We start from the raw sequence: 1,148 nt of genomic DNA on the forward strand, positions 1-1,148 counted from the left end.
GTCTCGGGCACCAGGACGACCACGCCCGCGAGCAGCGCGGCCAGGGCGACGCCCATCACCACGTACGGGTGGACGAGGGGCGACGACGACGAGGTGGCCACCACACCGGCCAGGAGCACTCCGGCCGCGATGCCGAAGTTGGTCGTGGAGCTACTGGTGAGCGCGCCGACACGGGCGTTCCTGGTGGGGTGCAGCTCGATGATCGCCGCCGCCGCCGATCCGGTGACCAGCCCGACGCCCAGACCCTGCACCACCCGCGCGGCGATCAGCCAGGCCACCGAGGGCGCCGCCGCGAGCCCGGCCATGCTCAGCACCAGCAGCACCAGGCCGGTGATCACCACCGGCCGGCGGCCGATCGCGTCCGACAGTCGTCCCAACAGAAGTAGCGGGACCAGGACGGCCAGCGCGTACACCGCGTAGACGACCGTGATCATGGCGCCGCTGGTCCCCCAGGCCTCCTGGTAGTCCACGTACAGGGGGGATGGCGTCGCGCTCGACATCAGCGCCGCCGTCACGACGAGTGCCATCAGGACGAACGGTGTCCACGAGCGGGAAGTGCTGTCCACGGGCGGTCCTGGGGTCGGTCCACCACGGCCCGACACCCGTCGGGCGGGGAGGGGGACGCGGGAGGGAGAGGAGTGGAGCCTAGGGGATTCGAACCCCTGACATCTGCCTTGCAAAGGCAGCGCTCTACCAACTGAGCTAAGGCCCCGTGCCACAAAGCGTGAACGCCGGACCGCGGCTAGCGATCCGGCGTCTGCCATGCGGGGGTGGGCCTAGGAGGACTTGAACCTCCGACCTCCAAATTATCAGTTTGGCGCTCTAACCACCTGAGCTATAGGCCCTCGTACCGAAGCGTTAATCTACCCGACGCGCGCGCCGCCACCCAAATCGGGAGTCCCGCGGCGACGACGGGACCCCCGAACCGGCACCTCAGTTCCGGCGATCGCTCAGCGTCACCTGCACGCCGCCACCGGTCAGCCCGGCGGCGAGGTTGTAGATGAACACCGCGAGGGTCGTCAGGATGGCCAGCAGCAGGACGTTGAGCAGTCCCACGCCGCCGCTGTAGAGGAAGATCGTCGACGGCCCGATCGCGGCCGCCGACTCGTCGCCCGCGACCCCGGAGAGCAACCCTCCGAGCCGGTCCC

The 1,148-nt window shown here is 69.7% G+C and carries 2 protein-coding genes and 2 tRNA genes; all 4 read right to left on the reverse strand.

What is annotated here, in order from left to right; translation table 11 throughout:
- Window positions 1–566, reverse strand: a 566-nt coding sequence (locus G6018_RS13120; protein ID WP_182639842.1) for an MFS transporter, incomplete at its 3' end; no start/stop codon positions are given.
- Window positions 567–639: 73 nt separating this feature from the next.
- A tRNA-Ala gene (locus G6018_RS13125) sits at window positions 640–712 on the reverse strand.
- 59 nt (window positions 713–771) lie between these two features.
- Window positions 772–845, reverse strand: a tRNA-Ile gene (locus G6018_RS13130).
- An 88-nt stretch (window positions 846–933) separates the two neighbouring features.
- Window positions 934–1,148, reverse strand: a 215-nt coding sequence (locus tag G6018_RS13135) for a DUF3566 domain-containing protein (protein ID WP_182639843.1), incomplete at its 5' end; no start/stop codon positions are given.

The sequence above is a fragment of the Dietzia sp. DQ11-44 genome, assembly GCF_014145205.1.
GTDB lineage: Bacteria > Actinomycetota > Actinomycetes > Mycobacteriales > Mycobacteriaceae > Dietzia > Dietzia natronolimnaea.